The organism is Oceanisphaera submarina, from assembly GCF_046521305.1.
GTDB lineage: Bacteria > Pseudomonadota > Gammaproteobacteria > Enterobacterales > Aeromonadaceae > Oceanimonas > Oceanimonas submarina.
The window spans coordinates 1-2,437 of the sequence record NZ_JBKGFN010000027.1 but is presented as its reverse complement, the minus strand read 5'-3'; the positions used below and the strand labels follow the sequence as shown (position 1 = coordinate 2,437).

Here is a 2,437-nt window from a genome sequence, read left to right as displayed (position 1 = left end):
CAGTTCAGGCCGAGAATCGGTCTAATTTATTGTCCGGGATTAGTTGACCACTACACTATCCAGCTATCATCGCCTAGGCCTTCTTCGGAAACAAGCCACTCAGCCTAACTGTATACCACCTTGGCGCCTGACTCGCCGTGAATCGGCCTTATCTGCTGTGGTGCAGGCTCCATACCAGACCGGTGGAAAAGCTTATCAACTCCTGCCGATCGACATAAGTCGAATAGCCACTTGCCTGATATTAACCAAGGCTTACCGCACTAACGCCACCACCGGTTTACCAATCTCAGTTTCTGCTACAGGCTCCGAGCCAGACGCCTGATTCTCTCTCCACACTAAATCGCAGATACCACCCTGCGGATTGAATGCCGTAGGCGCATTCAGTAACAACTCGCGAATACGCGGCTGATTATAGTCCTCGCAGGCCACATCCAGATCTTTCAGCAAAACAGACACTTCATCCCAGGGTAAATGTACTTCCTGGGCGGTGCGAATGCGTGGGTGTGCTGTGGGCTGCTCATCGCCACCGATCAACAGCTCTTCATACAGCTTTTCGCCGGGCCGCAGGCCGGTAACCTTTATCTCTATATCTCCATTCGGGTGTTGCTCGTCTTTTACATCGAAACCCATCAGCCGGATCATCTTGCGGGCCAGCTCGATAATGCGCACCGGCTCCCCCATATCGAGTACAAAGACATCGCCCCCCCTGCCCATGGCGCCGGCCTGGATCACCAGCTGGGCCGCCTCGGGAATGGTCATAAAATAACGGGTAATGTCTTCATGGGTGAGGGTAATGGGCCCGCCGGCGCGAATTTGCCGTTTAAACAACGGCACTACCGAGCCACTGGAGCCCAGCACATTGCCAAAGCGCACCATGCAAAAGCGGGTATTACTCTGGCGCAGGGCCAAGCCCTGCAGCACCAGCTCAGCCAGACGCTTGCTGGTGCCCATTACATTGGTGGGGCGCACCGCCTTGTCGGTAGAGATAAGCACAAAGGTCTCTACTCCGCAGTTAATGGCTGCCTCCGCCGCCCGCCAGGTACCAAACACATTGTTACGCACCCCTTCCACCACATTATATTCGACTAATGGCACATGCTTGCACGCAGCAGCGTGATATACGGTTTGCACGCCAAAAGCGCTCATCACCGCTTCCAGCCGGTTTTGTCTCTGTACCGAGGCCATAATGGGTACTATGTCCACTTTGTAATTGCCAGCACGGCAAAGGCCATTCAGCTCCTGATCTATTTGATAAAGCGCATATTCCGACATTTCATACAATACCAGAGTAACTGGCTGCTGCTGCACAATTTGTCGGCACAGCTCGGAGCCGATAGAGCCGCCGGCACCAGTTACCATCACCACTTTGCCGCGAATGTTGGCGCTAATCAAATCGGGAAAGGGTTCAACCGGATCACGGCCCAGCAGGTCTTCTACACTCACTTCATGCAGTTCTGTAAGTTTGGCCTTGCCGCTAACCAAGTCGGCCATGCCGGGAATGGTGAGAATATCGAGTTGCAGCGCTTCCAGGCTATCTACAATTTCCCGTCGGCGCTGCCGGCTGATGCTGGGCATGGCCAACAACAGCTTTTGTGCATCATAACGCTTTATCAGCCTGGCCAACTCCACCGGCGAAAACACCGTTAGCCCTTGCAGTAGCGCCTTTTGCAAAGTGGGGTTGTCATCCACAAAGGCCACAGCACGATATTCACTACCATGGCTAAGAGAAGTATTCAACTGCCGGCCAGAAGAACCAGCCCCATAAATAATCACCGGGATTTTAAGCTTTTTGGTGCTCTGGTTATACAGCGCTCTGGCCATGCTGCGCGCGCCCCCACACAACAACAGCGCCAATACGGCGTAAATAACCGGTACAGAACGGGGCAAAAAGGCATTAACATAATGCGCCGCCAGCACCATGGTCACTGCCGACACCGCCACTCCTCCCATCATCACCAGAGTGGCATGGTGCCCCAGGTAACGCAGCACCGCCCGATAAAGCCCAAAGCGCACAAAACATAACAAGGTAACCGGCACCATAAACGCCAGCATCAGCCAGTGCCGCAGCGACCCCAGCAGGCTGGCACTGTCCAGCCGCAGCAGATACGCGGCCCAAAATGCCAATAATATAAACAGCGCATCCAGCAACAAGCTGATCATGCGTTTTACCGAGCGAGGCTGTTTAAACAACCATCTAATGGCGTTATTCATATAACTCACACCTCTTTAGTGTTTAGTGCTGAGTTTTTAGTGTTCAGTAAGTTCATTTCTTAGAGTCCGATTTTAAGTTCATTTGGGTATTTTTTACTATGGTGGTTAGTATTCTGATGAGTTCATCACTTTACTCTAATAGACTCATAACGTGCGGTTCTAATTTATCTAAGTTGTAGTGGTCAACTAATCCCGGACAATAAATTAGACCGATTCTCGGCCTGAA

Annotated in this window: 1 protein-coding gene; it reads right to left on the bottom strand. The window is 52.2% G+C overall.

What is annotated here, in order from left to right:
• Positions 1-252 precede the first annotated feature (252 nt).
• Positions 253-2,211, bottom strand: coding sequence for a polysaccharide biosynthesis protein (locus ACLEIV_RS16815; RefSeq protein ID WP_410457777.1), 1,959 nt, complete (start codon positions 2,209-2,211; stop codon positions 253-255).
• Positions 2,212-2,437: the final 226 nt, after the last annotated feature.

Coding starts and splice junctions, on each gene's coding strand:
- ACLEIV_RS16815 (WP_410457777.1), bottom strand. CDS start 2,211: ATGAATAACGCCATTAGATGGTTGTTTAAACAGCCTCGCTCGGTAAAA.